General features: G+C 49.1%; 1 protein-coding gene and 1 pseudogene. Both read left to right on the forward strand.

The features are described from left to right. Nucleotides 1–375 (forward strand): hypothetical protein (locus tag EHR06_RS19205; RefSeq protein ID WP_244288669.1); only part of this gene is annotated, 375 nt, incomplete at its 5' end. A gap of 19 nt (nucleotides 376–394) precedes the next feature. Further along, nucleotides 395–684 (forward strand): annotated as a pseudogene (locus tag EHR06_RS19065) (SpvB/TcaC N-terminal domain-containing protein); the annotation flags it as partial.

Genomic DNA, 684 nt, shown 5'->3' on the forward strand with positions numbered 1-684 from the left:
ACTGCCACGAGTAGAAAACCCGGAGGACTGTATCTAGTATCCGGAAATATTATCGCTCTTTGGGAACATCAGGAGTCTTCTAAGAAAACCATTCGAGGAAGAGCCGTCGCGATGGGGGGAAATTTGACAGCCAAAGGTGCTGGAGAATTCTTCGTGAGTACTACGAATTACGGAAACCAGACAGGACCTAAGATCGCGGTCAAGGATACGACCGGATTCGTGGTCTGGTGGGCAACCGATTCCACCCAGCAAAATATCCGAGGGTATACCTTAGATATGCTGAATCCTGGTGCACTCCAATACGGTTTGAATAACTTCTTCGTGGCACCGCTCATAGAGAGAGATTACACTCTGAAAGCGCAGATCAACTTCTAAGCTCCATAAGGATTTCGTTATGAAGCTTAGGGTATCCGCGATCCTTTGTATCGCCGGTCTTTCTTTTTTCGCGGATTGCGGAAGGGGACCGGGGTTGCTGGATCGGATTTGCAAGCATACATTTTGTGGGGATCTGCCTCCTGGGACTAGTTTTCCTTCTCCCGGGTCGGCTCCCGCTCCTGAAGGAAGCGATCTATTCTCCATCTCCACAAATTATAGCGAGGCGATAGACGATCCGAATACAAAAGCAGATCCTTTATCCGGGGCGATCTTTATCGCTCCTCCTGAGCCGAATAATTACGGAGGAGT

The organism is Leptospira dzoumogneensis (assembly GCF_004770895.1).
Classification (GTDB): domain Bacteria; phylum Spirochaetota; class Leptospiria; order Leptospirales; family Leptospiraceae; genus Leptospira_B; species Leptospira_B dzoumogneensis.